This is a genomic window from Amycolatopsis sp. NBC_01488, from assembly GCF_036227105.1.
Classification (GTDB): domain Bacteria; phylum Actinomycetota; class Actinomycetes; order Mycobacteriales; family Pseudonocardiaceae; genus Amycolatopsis.
Window position 1 is genome coordinate 4,853,361 of record NZ_CP109434.1, and the last position, 16,852, is coordinate 4,870,212.

At 71.5% G+C, this 16,852-nt stretch carries 10 protein-coding genes; 7 read left to right on the forward strand and 3 right to left on the reverse strand.

Annotated elements, in window-relative coordinates:
- Positions 1-42 precede the first annotated feature (42 nt).
- The 7 genes from OG738_RS23455 (at position 43) to OG738_RS23485 (ending at position 13,617) form a co-directional block, all read left to right on the forward strand.
- A complete protein-coding gene (locus OG738_RS23455; RefSeq protein WP_329044110.1) occupies positions 43-2,061 on the forward strand; it encodes a cytochrome c oxidase assembly protein in 2,019 nt (672 codons plus the stop codon).
- A gap of 117 nt (positions 2,062-2,178) precedes the next feature.
- Positions 2,179-3,855 (forward strand): energy-dependent translational throttle protein EttA, encoded by a 1,677-nt coding sequence (gene ettA, locus OG738_RS23460; RefSeq protein ID WP_329044111.1) that lies wholly within the window; start codon positions 2,179-2,181, stop codon positions 3,853-3,855.
- Positions 3,856-3,871: 16 nt separating this feature from the next.
- On the forward strand, positions 3,872-6,457 hold the full coding sequence (locus tag OG738_RS23465) for a hypothetical protein (RefSeq protein WP_329044112.1): 2,586 nt from the start codon (positions 3,872-3,874) through the stop codon (positions 6,455-6,457).
- Positions 6,458-7,280: 823 nt separating this feature from the next.
- Positions 7,281-12,266, forward strand: a complete 4,986-nt coding sequence (locus tag OG738_RS23470; RefSeq protein WP_329044113.1) for an NAD-glutamate dehydrogenase — start codon at positions 7,281-7,283, stop codon at positions 12,264-12,266.
- The gene (locus OG738_RS23475; protein ID WP_329044114.1) at positions 12,263-12,682 is read left to right on the forward strand and encodes an acyl-CoA thioesterase; all 420 of its coding nucleotides are present in this window, start codon (positions 12,263-12,265) and stop codon (positions 12,680-12,682) included. Before OG738_RS23470 ends, OG738_RS23475 begins: the two co-directional genes overlap by 4 nt.
- Entirely contained in the window at positions 12,675-13,310 is a 636-nt protein-coding gene (locus tag OG738_RS23480; RefSeq protein WP_329044116.1) for a hypothetical protein, read from the forward strand. Before OG738_RS23475 ends, OG738_RS23480 begins: the two co-directional genes overlap by 8 nt.
- A gap of 55 nt (positions 13,311-13,365) precedes the next feature.
- Positions 13,366-13,617: a hypothetical protein gene (locus tag OG738_RS23485; RefSeq protein ID WP_329044117.1), complete on the forward strand. Its 252-nt coding sequence runs from the start codon at positions 13,366-13,368 to the stop codon at positions 13,615-13,617.
- 63 nt (positions 13,618-13,680) lie between these two features.
- On the opposite strand, the gene OG738_RS23490 is transcribed toward OG738_RS23485, so the two are convergent.
- The 3 genes from OG738_RS23490 to OG738_RS23500 form a co-directional block, all read right to left on the reverse strand.
- Positions 13,681-15,231 (reverse strand): glycoside hydrolase family 13 protein, encoded by a 1,551-nt coding sequence (locus tag OG738_RS23490; RefSeq protein WP_329044118.1) that lies wholly within the window; start codon positions 15,229-15,231, stop codon positions 13,681-13,683.
- Positions 15,228-15,611, reverse strand: coding sequence for a globin (locus OG738_RS23495; protein WP_086862933.1), 384 nt, complete (start codon positions 15,609-15,611; stop codon positions 15,228-15,230). The genes OG738_RS23490 and OG738_RS23495 overlap by 4 nt, the downstream gene beginning before the upstream one ends.
- A 144-nt stretch (positions 15,612-15,755) precedes the next feature.
- Positions 15,756-16,739 (reverse strand): mechanosensitive ion channel family protein, encoded by a 984-nt coding sequence (locus OG738_RS23500; RefSeq protein ID WP_329044119.1) that lies wholly within the window; start codon positions 16,737-16,739, stop codon positions 15,756-15,758.
- Positions 16,740-16,852: the final 113 nt, after the last annotated feature.

The following is a 16,852-nucleotide window of genomic DNA, read 5'->3' on the forward strand; positions in this document are numbered from 1 at the left end:
CGTCACACGGGCCTGACCGGGGCTGGGCATACCCTCAGTGGCGTGTCCGCGACGAAATCCGACGTCCCCACCCAGCGCCGGGCCAGTGTGCTGCCCCTGCTCGCGGTCGGCGTGCTGCTGGCCGCCGTCGTCGCGATCGGGCTGATCGCGCTCACCGGCGGGGCCGGCTACGTCATCGCCGGCCTGCCGGATCCGGGCCTGGTGACCAAGTACGGCATCACGGTCATGCGCGTGCTGTCGGAGGCCGCGTCGGTGATCTGCGTCGGGTCGCTGCTGCTGGCCGCGTTCCTGGTGCCGCCGCAGAAGTCCGGCACGCTCGGCCCCGAGGGCTACGGTGCCCTGCGCGCGGCCGGGATCGCCGCCTGGGTGTGGTTCGCCGCGGCGCTGCTGTCGGTCGCCTTCACCGCCGCCGACACCGCCGGGAAGCCGTTCGGCGACGTCCTGGATCCGCAGACGCTGCTCGACCTCGTCGGCGCCATCGAGCAGCCGAAGGCCTGGTTGTGGACCGCCCTGATCGCCGTGCTCGTCGCACTCGGCTGCCGGCTCGCGCTCTCGTGGGGCTGGACGGCGGTGCTGTTCTTCCTGGCCGTCGGCGGCCTGGTCCCGGTCGCGGTCACCGGGCACTCCGCGAGCGGCGGCTCGCACGACGTCGCCACCAACAGCCTCCTGTTCCACCTCGTCGCCGCGTCCCTCTGGGTCGGCGGCCTGATCGCGGTGCTGGCGCTGGGCTACCGGCGCGGGAACCACCTGAGCCTGGCGGCGCAGCGGTTCTCGCGGCTCGCGCTGGTGTGCTGGATCGTGATGGCGATCTCCGGCGTGATCAACGCGCTGGTGCGGATCGAGCTGAACGACCTCTTCACCACCGACTACGGCCTCCTGGTCGTCGCCAAGACGGTCGCCCTGCTGCTGCTCGGCGTCTTCGGCCACCAGCAGCGGCAAAAGGGCGTCAAGGACCTCGTCGACGGCAGGGGCGGCGCGCAGCTGCTGCGCCTGGCGGCGGTCGAGATCCTGATCATGTTCGTCACGATCGGGATCGCGTCCGGACTGGCCAGGACGCCGCCACCGGCGGACGCGATCACCCAGCCGTCCACCACCGAGCTGCTCATCGGCTACAACCTCGACGGCGCGCCGACGGTGTGGCGGCTGCTCTTCGACACCCGCTTCGACCTCGTGTACGGGACGCTCGCGCTCGTCCTCGGCGGCCTGTACCTCGCCGGCGTGCAGCGGCTGCTGCGCCGCGGCGACACCTGGCCGGCCGGCCGCACGGCCGCCTGGATCGTCGGCTGCGTCGTGCTGCTGATCGCGACGTCGTCGGGGATCGGCCGCTACTCGCCGGCGATGTTCAGCGTGCACATGGGCAGCCACATGCTGCTGTCGATGGTGGCGCCGGTGCTGTTCGTGCTCGGCGGACCGGTGACGCTCGCGCTGCGCGCCCTGCCGGCCGCCGGCCAGGACACCCCACCGGGGCCGCGCGAGTGGATCGTCGCGGCGGTGCACTCGCCGGTGTCGCGGTTCCTGACCCATCCGGTGGTCGCGCTGCTGCTGTTCGTCGGCTCGTTCTACGCGCTGTACTTCTCCGGCCTGTTCGACAACGCGCTGAACTACCACTGGGCGCACCTGGCGATGAACGCGCACTTCCTGCTCGCCGGGTACGTCTTCTACTGGCCGGTGATCGGCGTCGACCCGGCGCCGCGGCGGATCCCGTACCTCGGCCGGCTCGGCATGATGTTCGCCGCCATGCCGTTCCACGCCTTCTTCGGCGTGATCCTGATGAGCAAGCAGACCGTGATCGGGCAGGCGTTCTACAGCCAGCTGCACCTGCCGTGGGTGGCGGACCTGCTCACCGACCAGCGGCTCGGCGGCGGCATCGCGTGGGCGTCGGGCGAGCTGCCGGTGCTGCTGGTGCTGATCGCGCTGCTGGTGCAGTGGTCGCGCCAGGACGAGCGCGAGGCGAAGCGGCGTGACCGGCGCGAAGCGGCGACGGGCGACGAGGAGCTGAACGCCTACAACGCGATGCTGAAGAACCTCGCCGAGGGCAAGCGACCCTCGGGTTCCAGTTGAGGTTGAGGTCTCGTCGGACGCCCGGAAACAGCGCTTCCGGTGATCCCGGGCTGACATTCGGTAGTCCGACGGTGACCGGCGTCAGGCCGCGATCAGGTGCGCTCTACGATCGTGCGTATGGCCGAGTTCATCTACACCATGAAGAAGGTGCGCAAGACCGTCGGGGACAAGGTCATCCTCGACGACGTCAGCACCGCGTTCTACCCCGGCGCCAAGATCGGCGTGGTGGGGCCGAACGGTGCCGGTAAGTCCACCGTTCTCAAGATCATGGCGGGGATCGAGCAGGCCAGCAACGGCGAAGCGTTCCTCCAGCCGGGCGCGAGCGTCGGCATCCTCATGCAGGAGCCGGAGCTCAACGAGGAGAAGACCGTCCGCGGGAACGTGGAAGAGGGCCTCGGCGAGATCAAGACCAAGCTGGACCGCTACAACGAGATCGCCGAGCTGATGGCGACCGACTACAGCGACGCCCTGATGGAGGAGATGGGCCAGCTCCAGGAGGAGCTGGACCACGCCGACGCCTGGGAGCTCGACTCGACCGTCGAGCAGGCCATGGACGCGCTGCGCTGCCCGCCGGCCGAGGAGGGCGTCTCGCACCTGTCCGGTGGTGAGCGCCGCCGCGTCGCGCTGTGCAAGCTGCTGCTGTCCGCGCCGGACCTGCTGCTGCTCGACGAGCCCACCAACCACCTGGACGCCGAGAGTGTCCTGTGGCTGGAGCAGTTCCTCTCCCGCTACGCCGGCGCCGTCCTCGCCGTCACCCACGACCGGTACTTCCTCGACAACGTCGCCGAGTGGATCATGGAGATCGACCGCGGCCGCGTCGTCGGCTACGAGGGCAACTACTCGACGTACCTGGAGAAGAAGCGCGAGCGCCTCGAGGTCCAGGGCAAGAAGGACATGAAGCTCGCGAAGCGCCTGAAGAGCGAGCTCGAGTGGGTGCGGTCCAACGCCAAGGCCCGCCAGACGAAGTCCCGGTCGCGCCTCGACCGCTACGAGGAGATGGCCGCGGAGGCGGACAAGCACCGCAAGCTCGACTTCGAAGAGATCCAGATCCCGCCGGGCCCGCGGCTGGGCAACGTCGTGGTCGAGGTCGAGAAGCTCAAGAAGGGCTTCGACGACCGCGTCCTCATCGACGGCCTGTCGTTCGACCTGCCGCGCAACGGCATCGTCGGCGTCATCGGCCCGAACGGTGTCGGCAAGACGACGCTGTTCAAGACCATCGTCGGGCTCGAGGAGCCGGACGACGGCGTGGTCAAGATCGGCGAGACGGTCAAGCTGTCCTATGTGGACCAGAACCGCGGCGGGATCGACCCGAAGAAGACCGTGTGGCAGGTCGTCTCCGACGAGCTGGACTACATCCACGTCGGCCAGACCGAAATGCCGTCGCGCGCGTACGTCAGCGCGTTCGGCTTCAAGGGCCCGGACCAGCAGAAGCCGGCGGGTGTGCTCTCCGGCGGTGAGCGCAACCGGCTCAACCTGGCGCTGACGCTCAAGCAGGGCGGGAACCTGATCCTGCTCGACGAGCCGACGAACGACCTGGACGTCGAGACGCTGGGCTCGCTGGAGAACGCGCTGGAGCAGTTCCCCGGCTGCGCCGTCGTGATCTCCCACGACCGGTGGTTCCTCGACCGGGTCGCGACGCACATCCTGGCCTGGGAAGGCACCGACGAGAACCCCTCGCAGTGGTTCTGGTTCGAGGGCAACTTCGAAGGGTACGAGAAGAACAAGGTGGAGCGGATGGGCGCCGAGGCCGCCCGCCCGCACCGTGTCACCCACCGCAAGCTGACCCGCGACTGAGGGGGCGGGTTTCCCCGTGGAAGCCAGCAAGCAGCACCGGACGGGCCCGCTCTCGCGCACCGAGAGCGGGCGCTCCGGCAATGCCGGGGGAACCCTCTCCGCGGTCGGACGGCTCATCGAGCGAGCGGACGCGCTGCACCTGCGCGCGCCCGAACTCGCGCTGGTCCTCGGGGAGCGCGCGGCCGCGCTTTCGGAAGCGGCCGGGGCGGACGAGCAGTGGATCCGGGCCGAGAGCCTGGTCGTGTCCGCGCGCGTCCGGCTCGGCGACCGGCCGGCCACGGTGGCCCGGGCGGTCGCGGCCCTGCGCGCGGCCGAGCACGCCGGCTACGGCGACATCGCCGCCCGGCTGCGCATCGATCTCGCCGTGTGCGCCCGCAGCCTGGGCGTGCCGCTGACCGGGCTCGCCGCATTGCGGCCCGTCCTCACCGACCCGGTCGTCTCGCCGGTGCACCGCGCCGCCGCGCTGACCCACCTGGTCGGCTGCCTCGGCTTGCTGGGGCGGAAGGCGGAACTGGACCGGGTGCTCGTCGAGGCGGACAAGCTCGTCCTCGGCGACGAGTCACTGGGCGCCGACACCCAGCTGCTGGTGCGGGCGCTGCTGCGCGTCGGCACGGCCGCGCACCGCCGCCGGCACGGAGATCTGACCGCGGCGGCCGACGCCGCCCGGACCGGCCTGGGTTTCCTGGAGAAGCTCGACAACCCGGCCGACGACGGCGGGCTCGTCCGGATCCGGCTGGTGCTGCTGCTGGTGAGCACGTTGCTCGACCGCGGCGACGCCGAAATGGCGTACGAGATCGCCGAACCGATCCTGGCCGAGCCGGTGCGGGCGGCGGGCGTCGCGCCGATGGGCTGGCTGCGGCTGGCCGTCGCGACGCGCATCCACCTGCCCGCGGGCGCCGGCGAGGCGGCGACCGAGCTGGTCCGCGAAGCCGTCGCGAGCACCGACCGGCACGGGCTGTCCGCGGTCACCGCGCGGTTGTGGCTGGAGCTGGCGCAGCTGGAGGAGCGGTTCGGGCATGCCGAGGAGGCCATCGCGTGCCTGTACCGCTCGCGGGCGGCCGAGCAGCTCCACGCGCGGGCCCGGCGGCAGGCGTGCAGCGTGCTGGCCGGCGAGTTCGGCACGGGGGAGCCGGCGTCGGTCGACCTGGACGAGGTGTTGAAGGCCGTGCCGTCGCGGCCGGTCCCGGTGGCCGCGGCCGCGCCTGCCGAGCCGGTGGACTCGCCTGCGCCGGCCTGGTCGTTCGGACGCGAGGAACCGCCGAAGTCCGAGCCTCGGCAGCCGGCGCCGGCGTGGTCGTTCGAACGGCCGCGGGTGACCGCCGACGCGGCCGAGACGTCGGTGATCCCCGCGGTGCGGGACGAGCCCCTCGTGCGTCCCGAGCCGGTCGTCGTGGAGCGGCGGCGGCCCGAGCCGGCCGAGGCGCAGCCGCCGGGCCGGCGGCGGGCGCCCGAGGTCCAGGCGGAGCCGATCGAGGTGAAGTCGGTTCCGGCCGAGCCGGTACGGCGGCGGGAGCCGGAGCCCAGCGAGGCGAAGTCGGTTCCCGTGGAGCCGGCACGCCGATGGGAGCCGGAGCCGATCGAGGCGAAGTCGGTTCCCGTGGAGCCGGCACGCCGATGGGAGCCGGAGCCGATCGAGGTGAAGTCGATTCCGGTCGAGCCGGCACGTCGGCGTGCGCCGGAGCCGATCGAGGTGCGGTCGGCGTCCGTCGACCCGCCGTGGCGGCGTGAGTCGCCCCGCCAGGCGCAGCCGGTTCCGGCGGCCGCGCCGGAACCGGCCGACGCGCAGCCGTCCGGACGACGGCGCGCGCCGGAGTTCCCCGCCGAGCCGATCGAAGTCCGCACCGAAACCCACGGCGAACCGGCCGAGGTCCGGGCTGCCGTTTCCGAGCCACCGGCGCCGGCGGAAAGCGAGAAGCCCAAGTTCTCGTGGGCGGCGCTCGCCGAGTCGCGGCTGCGGGAGACCGCCGCCGAACGCGAGTCCGCGCCGACGCGCATCACGCCCGCGTTGCCGCTCGCGCCGGAGCCCGCCGCCGAGCGGGAGTCGTGGGAGCCGGAGGTGCGGCACGAACCGCAGCCGTCGACCCGGCACGACGCCGAGCACGGCTCGGAAGCCGCCCGGTCGGTGCTGGACCGGCTGGGGATCTCGTCGTCGGGCGGAGCGGGCGGCGGCCGTCGCCGGGCGGAGGACGCGGAGAGCCCGCGCGCCGAGGTGCGTCCCGAGCCCGAGCTGGCCCCGCCGCCGCGGCCGGAGGACGAGCCACCTTCGGTGCCCGACTACCGCGACGAAGCCGAGCCCTGGCTGCCGCGGCTGCGGATGCCACCGTCGCTGGAGCCGATGGAGGACTTCGGCCACTGGACGCCCGCGACGGCCCCGTTCCCGGAGAGCTACGCGCGCGCCATCGCGGAGGACGAGCCCCCACCGGACGCGGGCCTAGCGGACCTGCTGGCCCGCGCGCTGGCCGAGCACCAGGCAGGCACGGCGAGCGCGGCCGCGCTGGTCAAGCAGCTGGGGTCTCAGGACACGGGCCGCCGCAACGGCCACGGCCGCAACGGCCACGGCGCCGAGGTCTCGGACTCCCGCCGCCACGGCTCAGGCGACTGACGGCCCGCCGCACGGCTGCGGCTTCCCGCTGGGACAGCTGGTGTCTTGAAGGACTCGTTCAAGACGCATCGCCGGAACCACCCCCCCCCCCCCGGGGGGCCGAGTTCCCCAAGCGGTTCGAGTCGGCGAACTTTCGAGCCGCACCAAGCTGGCGCCGCGCCGGGCCGCGCCGCTCTGGGACGCGCCGCGCCGGCCGAACAGCGCCTGGGCGAGCAGCGCCGCGCCGCGGCGGGCTCCGCTGAGTCGGGCTTTGCCGTGGAGCGGCGGCCGCGCTGAGCGGTGGGCCGCGCTGAGTTGGGCCAGGCTGCGCCGGGCCGAGCGGCGCTGCGCCGCCGCGAGCCGCGCTGAGTCGGGCTGAGCCGCGCGAACCCCGGCGCCCGACTACCCCGGCTCGTCGCCGAATCGCCGGATTCGCCCCACCCGGCTCGCCTCCGCGACTGCCCGCGTCGGCGAGACACCCCTATTCGTCGCCGACCTGTCCGGCCCGTGACGAGAGTGGGATCCGTCGCACCTCGACGTCGCCGACCGGCCGACACCCTTCGGCGAACGGCGTGTGCCTGGCTCTGCTGAACCGATCATGTTGGCTTCACCGGCCGTAACGTCTGCGGAGCCGGGCTGGTCAACGCCGCGCAGACCTCGGAAACCGAACCCGTCAGTAGCTTGACCGATCATGCGAATCCGCTGGCCCGGAGGGGTTTTTCGACGCTGGGGAACCCCTGGGTCTTCATGTGATCCCCGACCGCGGCGCATTAGTGTGGGGTGGCCGGAGTTCAACGCCGAACCGGCGCGGTGCCACCTCTCGCATACTGGAGTGTTGTTTCACATGAGCTCGACCGGAGTCTCGTCCCCACCCGGAACCGGAGCCGAAACCGAACCCGAATTCGGTCGGCCCTCCGCGGCCAGCCCGGAGCAGATCAGGGACGACCTGATCGACGCCGCCGCCGGACTGGCGCCGGAGATCGGTGAGCTCATCCGGCTCTACTACCGGCACATCCCCGCCGAAGAGATCGTCGGCGACGAGCCCGTCAACCTGGTCGGCGCGGTGCGCTCGCACCTGCAGCTCGCGAAGTCGCGGATGCCCGGCCGCCCGGCCGTGCGGCTGCTGAACCCGACCGTCGCCGAAGACGGCTGGGCGCGCGAAGCCACCGTCGTGCAGGTCGTCACCGACGACATGCCGTACCTCGTCGACTCGATCGCCGCGGAGTTCGCCCGGGACGGCGTGCAGGTGCAGCGGATCGTCCACCCGATCGTCGTCGTCAGCCGCGACCTGACCGGCGAGCTCCAGGAAGTCCACCCGGACGCCGACCCGGCCGACCCGCCCGCGAACTCGGCCGCCGAGTCGTGGATGTACATCGAGATCGACTTCGTCACCGACCCGAACCGCGCCCGCGAGCTCGACAACCGCCTCTCCAGCGTCCTGGGGGACGTCCGCGAGGTCGTCGAGGACGCCGAGAAGATGGCCCAGACGGCCTGCCAGCTCGCGAGCGAACTGGAAACCGAGCCGCCGCACCTGCCGCAGGCCGAGGTCGCCGAGGGCGCCCGCCTGCTGCGCTGGCTGGCCGACGGGCACTTCACCTTCCTCGGCTACCGCCGCTACGAGCTGATCGACAACCCGCACCCGGACTCGGACGAGCCCGCGTTGCGCGCGGTGCTGGCCTCCGGGCTCGGCGTGCTGCGCCAGGACAGCCTGGCCGCCCGCGGTCTCACCGCGGGCCCGGACACCGCCGCGTCCGCGCTCTCGCCGACGCTGCTGGTGCTGACCCAGGCGAGCGCGCCGTCGACCGTGCATCGCCCGGTCTACCCGTACTACGTCGGTGTGAAGACCTTCGACGGCGAAGGCAACGTCACCGGCGAGCACCGCTTCCTCGGCATGTTCACCACCACCGCGCTGCACGAGAACGTCCTCGACATCCCGGTGGTCTGCAACCGGGTCCGCGAGGTCATCCACCGCGCCGGGTTCCCGATGGAGTCGTTCTCCGGCCAGCGGATGCTCGAGGTGCTGCAGAACTGGCCGCGCGCCGACCTGTTCTCCGCCGACACCGACTCGCTGTACTCGACGACGACCGGCGCGATCACGCTGTCCGACCGCCGCCGGCTGCGGCTGTTCCTGCGCCGCGACCCGTACGGCCGCTTCTACTCCTGCCTCGTCTACCTCCCGCAGGACCGCTACACGACGCGGTCGCGGCTGGCGATGCAGGAAGTCCTGCTCGAAGAGCTCGAAGGCACCCAGCTCGAGTACAGCGCGCGGATCGGCGAGACCGTCCTGGCCCAGGTGCACTTCATGGTGCACACCGATCCCGCGCGCCGGCTGGAGCCGGACACGGCGAAGATCCAGGACCGGCTGAACGACGCCGTCCGCAGCTGGGACGACCGGATGGTCGAGGCGGTCCTCGACGAACGCCGTGAGCGCTCGGACGGCGGCGTGGCCGTCGGCGTGCTCGGCGAGGAGTCGGCGACCGAGCAGGGCCAGCGGTACGCGAGCATCTTCCCGGAGGGCTACAAGGAGGACTTCTCCGCCGAGGAGGCGCTGGCCGACCTCCGGTCGCTCGACTCGCTGACCGACGAAGGCGACCTCGCGCTGTCGTTCTACCGGCCGGCCGACGCCGAGCCGGGCGAGCGGCGCTTCAAGCTGTACCTGCGCGGCGAAGGCGTCACCCTCTCGAAGGTGCTGCCGGTGCTGCAGGCCATGGGCGTCGAGGTGGTCGACGAACGGCCGTACGAGCTGCACCGCGAAGACGGCGGCGCCTGCTGGATCTACGACTTCGGCCTGCGCGTCGCGCAGAAGATGCTCGACGAGTCCGACGACCACGCGGTCGAGCAGCTGCGCGGCCGGTTCCAGGACGCCTTCGAAGCCGCCTGGCGCGGGGACGCCGAGGTCGACGGGCTCAACGGCCTGGTCCTGCGCGCCGGGCTGACCTGGCGCCAGGCGGCCGTGCTGCGCGCGTACTCGCGGTACCTGCGCCAGGCCGGCAGCGCGTTCTCCCAGGACTACATCCAGAACACGCTGCTGAACCACACCCAGGTCGCGACGAAGCTGCTGCGGCTGTTCGAGGCCCGGTTCGACCCGCAGCTGGGCGACGCCGACCGCGAGGCCGCCACCGAGGCGCTCGCCGGTGAGCTGAGCGCGATGATCGACGAGGTCACCAGCCTCGACGAGGACCGGATCCTGCGCCGGCTGATGGCCGTCATCCGGGCCACGCTGCGGACGAACTACCACGTGACGGACGCCGACGGGAAGCCGCGGACCTACCTGGCGATCAAGCTCGACCCGGCCGGCGTGCCGGACCTGCCCGAGCCGCGGCCGCGGTTCGAGATCTTCGTGTACTCGCCGCGCGTCGAAGGCGTGCACCTGCGCTTCGGCGAGGTCGCGCGCGGTGGCCTGCGCTGGTCCGACCGGCGCGAGGACTTCCGCACCGAGATCCTCGGCCTGGTCAAGGCGCAGGCGGTGAAGAACGCGGTGATCGTGCCGGTCGGCGCGAAGGGCGGTTTCGTCGTGAAGACGCCGCCGGCCCCGACCGGCGACGCCAGCATCGACCGCGAGGCCCTGCTCAACGAGGGCATCGCCTGCTACCGCATGTTCATCTCCGGGCTGCTCGACCTGACCGACAACCGGATCGAGGGCAAGACCGTGCCCGCGCCGGGCGTCGTCCGGCACGACGCCGACGACTCCTACCTGGTCGTCGCGGCCGACAAGGGCACCGCGAAGTTCTCCGACATCGCCAACGAGATGTCCGCGCGGTACGGCTTCTGGCTCGGCGACGCGTTCGCCTCCGGCGGTTCGGTCGGTTACGACCACAAGGCCATGGGCATCACGGCCAAGGGCGCCTGGGAGAGCGTCAAGCGGCACTTCCGCGAGCTGGGCAAGGACACCCAGACCGAGGACTTCACCGTCGTCGGCATCGGCGACATGATGGGCGACGTCTTCGGCAACGGCATGCTGCTGTCCGAGCACATCCGCCTGGTCGCCGCGTTCAACCACATGCACGTGTTCCTCGACCCGAACCCGGACGCGCCGTCGACGTTCGCCGAGCGCCGCCGGCTGTTCGACCTCCCGCGCAGCTCGTGGGACGACTACGACCGCTCGCTGATCAGCGAAGGCGGCGGGATCTACCCGCGCACGGCGAAGTCGATCCCGATCAGCCCGCAGGTGCGCGCGGCCCTCGGCCTCGACGAGGGCGTCACCGCGCTGGCGCCGATGGACCTGATCCAGGCGATCCTGCTGGCGCCGGTCGAGCTGCTCTGGAACGGCGGCATCGGCACGTACGTCAAGGCGGAGACCGAAACCCACGCGGCCGCCGGCGACAAGGCCAACGACGCCATCCGCGTCGACGGCAAGCAGCTGCGCGTCAAGGTGTTCGGCGAAGGCGGCAACCTCGGCCTCACGCAGCTGGGCCGGATCGAGTTCGCCCGGGGCGGCGGCAAGATCAACACCGACGCGCTGGACAACTCGGCCGGCGTCGACTGCTCCGACCACGAGGTCAACATCAAGATCCTGCTCGACCACCTCGTCCAGACCGGCAAGCTGGAGCGCGAGCAGCGCAACGAGCTGCTGGAGGAGATGACCGACGAGGTCGGCGCGCTGGTGCTCAAGGACAACTACCGGCAGAACGCCGTCCTCGGCGTCAGCCGGGCGCACGCCGCGCCGATGGTGTCGGTGCACGCCCGCCAGGTCCAGGCACTGGTGTCCGCGGGTGCGTTCGACCGCAAGCTCGAAGCACTGCCGAGCAACTCGGAGTTCCGCGAGCTGGAGAAGGCGGGCAAGGGCCTCACGTCGCCGGAGCTGGCGACCCTGCTCGCGCACGTCAAGCTGGAGCTGAAGGACGAGCTGCTGGCCAGCGACCTGCCCGACTCGAAGGTGTTCGCCGGCCGGCTGTCGGAGTACTTCCCGAAGCCGCTGCGCGAGCGGTTCACCGACGCGATCGGCGAGCACCCGCTGAAGCGCCAGATCATCACCACGATGATCGCCAACGAGGTCGTCGACGGCGGCGGCATCTCCTTCGTCTACCGGCTGATGGAGGAGATGAGCGCCACGGCGACCGACGCGGTGCGCGCGTACGCCGTCGTGACGCGGGTGTTCGACCTGCCGGCCCTGTGGGCGGAGATCGACGCGCTGGACAACGTCGTGCACACCGACGTCGCCGACGCGATGGTGCTGGAGACGCGGCGGCTGCTCGACCGGGCCGCGCGCTGGTTCCTCACCAACCGGCCGCAGCCGCTGGCGCCGCTGTCGGAGATCAAGCGCTTCGGCCGGGTGCTCGGCGAGCTGGTGCCGAAGATCGGCGACCTGCTGCGCGGCCGCGAGGCGGAGTCGGTGCAGAAGCACGTGGAGGAGCTGATCGCCGCGAACGTGCCCGAGGGGCTGGCCCGCCGCGTCTCGCTGCTGCTGCACACCTACGGCCTGCTCGACGTCACCGAGGTGGCCGAGCTGGCCGAGCAGCAGATCGGCGTGGACGCCACGCACAGCCCGGCCGAGACCGCGGAGCTGTACTACGCGCTGTCGGATCACCTGGGCATCGACAAGATGCTGACCGAGATCAGCGCGCTGGAACGCGGCAACCGCTGGCACGCGCTCGCCCGGCTTTCGCTGCGCGACGACGTCTACAGTTCGCTGCGCGCGATCACGCTGGACGCGTTGCGGCACAGCGATCCCGGCTCGTCCGGGGACGCCAAGATCGCCCAGTGGGAGAAGACGAACGCGTCGCGGCTGCAGCGGGCGCGCGTCGCGCTGGACGAGATCACCAAGTCCGGCCGGCTCGACCTCGCGACGCTTTCGGTGGCGGCCCGCCAGATCCGGAGCACGGTTCGGTGACCTACGTTGCGCACGTCCGCCCGCGCTGGACGGACATGGACGTCTACGGCCACATCAACCACGCGAAGATGGTGACGCTGCTCGAAGAGGCGCGGATCCCGCTGCTGTTCAAGGGCGCCGTCGAGGCGGGGCTCGACCAGCTGCCGAAGGGCATCGTCGTGGTCAAGCTGGAGGTGGCCTACAAGGCGCCGATCGTGGTGTCCGGGCAGGAGCTGCGCGTCGACATCGACCTGACGGAGCTGCGCGCGGCGAGCTTCACGCTGGCCTACCGCGTCCGCACGGGGCCGGCCGAGTCCGATCCCGTGGCGGTCACCGCCGAGACGGTGCTGGCGCCGTACGACACGGTCGCGTTGCGGCCGCGTAGGCTCAGCCCGGCCGAGTCGGAGTTTCTGAAGCAGGGGTTCGCGGATGCCTGAGTTGTTCGTACCGGACGCGGCGGACCGCGAGACCCTCGGCGCGTTCGTCGCCCGCGCGGTCCGGCTGGACGGCCAGACGGCCGTCCGGTTGCGGCAGCGCGGCGACGGCGTCGTCGAGGCCTGGACGGCGACGCCGTTCGAGTGCTTCGCGACGCGCGCGGTGGCGGGTGACGTCACCCCCGGCGACGTCACGGTGTCCGGCAACGAGCTGCTGGCGGCGCTGACCGTGGCGGGCGGCCCGCGGATGGACCCGGGCCCGGCCCGCGACCTGCTGTGGCACGGCGAACTGCCCCCGTCCGGCCGCTGGCCGCTGGTCGACGAGCTGCCGGCGCGGGTCGTCGCGGAGCTTGCCGACCGCGGCGTGACGCTGGCCAGGGACAACGCCGGTCCGCACGGCACCCCGCCGTCGTCGCTGATGGACCAGGCGGTGCTGACCGTGTCCGGCGAAGCGGTCGAGGTCAAGGTCCAGATGCGCTGCCTGTTCGCGATGTCCGGCATGGGTTTCGTGGATGCGGACCTGGCCGAGGACGTCGTCCGCGTGTCGGCGACGGACTCGTGGCTGCGCCTGGACGCTCGCTACGGCGCGATCGTGCGGCGCCGGCACGCGCTGCTGCCGCTGCTGTTCTGATTACGGAGTTCTTGCGTCGCGGGCGTGCGCCGGTTTTCGGTGGCACGCTGGAGCCGTGCCCCCGGAAGACGACCGGACGGCGGACTTCCTCGACGAAGTCCGCGCGGAAGAGACGCCATGGCGCCGCGAGCGTCCGCCCGGGGAGCAGGCGCCGGGGCGCGCCGAGCGTCCTGAGAGGTGGGGCCGCACGCGAGCGGCGGGCCGGGCGGCCGCCCAAGCTGCGCCCTACCTCCAGGCCGCGGCCCTGGTGGCCTGGCTGGCGAGTGGCGCCTTCGACGACGGCTCGGGCTCGGGCGACGCGTCCTGAATGACTCGTTCAGGACCTCACCAGCCCTGAATGAGTCATTCAGGACACCGCCGGGAAGCCGTGTCAGACCAGCCAGGCGGCCGAGTCCGCCGGCAGCTTCCCGTCCACCAGCGGGCTGCTGCTCAGCAGCACCTCACCCGGCGGCAGCGCGATCGGCGACGCGGACGTGTTCAGCGCGCACACCAGCCCGCCGCCCTTGCGGCGGAACGCGAAGCAGCCTGCCGGGGCGCCGTACCACTCCAGCTCGTCGCCGTCGAACGCCGAATGCGTCTTCCGCAGCTCGATCGCCTGCCGGTACAGCGAAAGCGTCGAGTCCGCGTCCTCGATCTGCTTCTCGACGGTCAGTCCGGCCCATTCGCCCGGCATCGGCAGCCACGTCCGCGGGTTGCGCGAAAACCCGAACGGCGGCAGGTCGCCCTCCCACGGCAGCGGAACCCGTGAGACGTCCCGGCCGAACTCCGCCCCGCTCGTCTTGGCGCGCGGATCGGCCATCTCCGAAACCGGGATGTCCACGTTCGCCAGGCCCAGCTCTTCGCCGTTGTACAGGTAGACCGCGCCGGGCAGGGCCAGCTCGACCAGCGCCATCGCCCGCGCGCGCCGCACACCCGCGGCGCCCCCGCCGTAGCGGCTGACCTGGCGCCAGACGTCGTGGTTGCCCAGCGTCCAGGTCGCGGGCGCGCCGACCTTCGCCGGCACCGTCAGGGACCGCTCGATGGCCGTGCGCATCGCGTCCGCGTCGAAGTGGGTCAGGACCAGGCGGAAGTTGAACGCGAGGTGCAGCTCGTCGGGCCGCAGGTACCGCGACAGGCGCTCCTCGTCGGTCACCCAGATCTCGCCGACGGCCATCGCTTCCGGGAACTCGTCGAGCACCTTGCGGATCATCTGGTGGATCTCGTGGACGCCGTCGTAGTCCCAGCGCGGGTCGTAGTAGTGGCTCGGCCCGAGCGGGTCGGCGCGCGGGTCCATGTCCGGCAGGCCGGGCGGCTTGGCCATGCCGTGCGCGACGTCGATGCGGAAGCCGTCGACGCCGCGTTCGAGCCAGAAGCGCAGGGTGCGTTCCAGGTCGGCGGCGACCTCCGGGTTGGCCCAGTTCAGGTCCGGTTGCTGCGGCGCGAACAGGTGCAGGTACCACTGGCCGTCCGGCACCCGGGTCCACGCCGGGCCGCCGAACGCGCTGACCCAGTTGTTCGGCGGGTCCTCGCCCTGGGGGCCGACGCCGTCGCGGAAGACGTAGCGCTCGCGCTCGGGGCTGCCCGGCTCGGCCGCCATCGCGGACTTGAACCAGGCGTGCTGGTTGCTGGTGTGGTTGGGGACCACGTCCACGGTGACCTTGATGTTGCGCTTGTGCGCCTCGGTCAGCAGCACGTCGAAGTCGCCGAGGGTGCCGAACATCGGGTCGACGTCACGCGGGTCGGCGATGTCGTAGCCGTGGTCGGCCATCGGGGACCGGTAGAACGGCGTCAGCCACAGCGCGTCGACGCCCAGCAGCTCCAGGTAACCGAGCCGGGAGTGGATGCCCTCCAGGTCCCCGACGCCGTCACCGTCCGAATCGGCGAACGAGCGTACGTAGACCTGGTAGAAGACGGCGTCCTGCCACCAGGCTTCCCGTCTCATACGAAGCTGTTCATCATGCTGTGCGCGGCCATCTCCAGGTAGGCCCAGAGCTGCCCGCGGTAGGGCTCCTCGAGGTTCTCCTCGTCGACCGCGATCCGGATGCAGCGCAGCCAGGCGTCGCGTTCGATCGGCCCGATCTTGAACGGCGCGTGCCGCATCCGCAGCCGCGGGTGCCCGCGCCGGTCGGAGTAGGTGTGCGGGCCGCCCCAGTACTGCATGAGGAACAGCCGGAACCGCTCCTCGGCCGGGCCGAGGTCCTCCTCGGGGTAGAGCGGGCGCAGGATCTCGTCGCGCGCGACTTCCTCGTAGAACCGCCCGACGATCCGGCGGAACGTGGGTTCGCCGCCCACCGCTTCGTAGAGGTTCGCCGGTTCGCTCACTGCAGACACGCCTTCCATTTTGCCCTCCGGGTTCGGGTTCCCGACGCCCGGTCCCGCCCCTCGCCGGAAGGTCGCGAACCCGTTTCCCAGCGTAACCACCGGGGCCGGGTCGTGAGGCAGCTCACGACCCGGCCGCGGGGTTCGCTACTTCTCGATGGCCGGGGCCGAGTTCGGGAACAGCCGGCCGAGCGGGGGGTCGAAGCCGGCTTCTTCCAGTGCCGCCAGCAGCTGGGCGCGCAGGGCTCGCTGGACGGCCCACTGCTTGCCCGGCCGGACCTTCACGGTCAGGCGCAGCTCCAGGCCCTCCGGGGTGACGCTTTCCACCCCGAGCATCTCCGGCGGCTCGAGGACGTTGTCCTTCAGCAGGTCGCTCTCGGTCGCCGTGGAGGCGGCCTCGCCGAGCACCGTGGTCGCGCGCTCGACGTCGGCCGTGTAGCCGAGCGGGACGTCGACGACCGCGACCGCGAAGCCCTGGCTCGAGTTGCCGACGCGCAGGATCTCGCCGTTGCGGACGTACCAGACCGTGCCCTTGAGGTCGCGCAGCGTGGTGATCCGCAGGCCGACCGACTCGACGGTGCCGGAAGCCGCGCCGACGTCCACGACGTCGCCGACGCCGTACTGGTCCTCGACCATCATGAAGATGCCGGACAGGAAGTCCTTGACGAGGTTCTGCGCGCCGAACCCGATCGCGACGCCGATGATGCCGGCCGAGGCGATGATCGGGCCGAGGTTGATGCCCAGTTCGCCCAGCACGAGGATGAACGCGAGACCGTAGATCAGGAACGTCGCCATCGACTTCAGCACCGAGCCGATGGTCTGCGCGCGCTGGCGGCGCCGTTCGATCACGGCGGAACCGAGCACCTCGGGGGCGCGCTCACGCAGGGGACGCAGCAAGGCAGGGAGCTTTCCGCTGCCTCGGGGGAGCGTCGTGACCCGGTTGATCAGCCGCCGCACGAGCAGCCGCACGACGAACGCGATCACGATGATCATCAGGATCTTCAGCGGCTTGGTCAGCAGCCAGTTCGCCGAGCCCGCCAGCCACGCGTTGTGCGTCGCCTGGAACACCGTGTAGCAGAAGGTGCTGGGGTCGGTGGTGCAGGGTGGGTCGGCGGAGAGCAGGGGGAACACGGGAGTTCGATCATCCTTCCGATCAGGTCGGTGAGCCCAACTGTAAGTGGATGTTGGGTCGCGCGGATGTGACACGTCTTGTAACACACGTGCGCTGGGGGCCTGTTCTGTGG

What these genes read in the sequence shown, in the direction of transcription:
- OG738_RS23480 (WP_329044116.1), top strand. Translation starts at nt 12,675, where the DNA reads ATGCCTGAGTTGTTCGTACCGGACGCGGCGGACCGCGAGACCCTCGGC.
- OG738_RS23470 (WP_329044113.1), top strand. Translation starts at nt 7,281, where the DNA reads ATGAGCTCGACCGGAGTCTCGTCCCCACCCGGAACCGGAGCCGAAACC.
- OG738_RS23490 (WP_329044118.1), bottom strand. Translation starts at nt 15,231, where the DNA reads ATGAGACGGGAAGCCTGGTGGCAGGACGCCGTCTTCTACCAGGTCTAC.
- ettA (WP_329044111.1), top strand. Translation starts at nt 2,179, where the DNA reads ATGGCCGAGTTCATCTACACCATGAAGAAGGTGCGCAAGACCGTCGGG.